The 282-nt window shown below is 68.4% G+C and carries 1 protein-coding gene; it reads right to left on the bottom strand.

The window, feature by feature from the left end; genetic code table 11:
• The coding region (locus JJL56_RS18815) for a hypothetical protein (RefSeq protein ID WP_200485916.1) at window positions 1–282 on the bottom strand (282 nt) is incomplete at both ends.

Below are 282 nucleotides of genomic sequence, written 5' to 3' on the forward strand. Positions count from 1 at the left end.
TGAGCTGCTGGTCGACGGTGCGGTTGCCGTCGGAGACGGTGAAGGTGCTGGTGCCCTGCATCGGTCCGGCGGGCACGCCGTTGAGGAAGGCGGCGTCGAACACGTAGGCGTAGTGGCCGGTCTGGCTGTTGACGTAGGAGGTGCCGCCCGGCCCGGTGGACCAGGTGTCGTAGGTGACGCCGTTGCTCAGCGTGACGCTGCCGGACTGGACCGGGGAGGACTGCGACCCGGCGATGGAGTAGGTCAGCGTGTCGCCTTCCAGATCGGTCGCGGAGAGCTGTC

It is taken from the genome of Azospirillum aestuarii, from assembly GCF_016632405.1.
GTDB lineage: Bacteria > Pseudomonadota > Alphaproteobacteria > Azospirillales > Azospirillaceae > Azospirillum > Azospirillum aestuarii.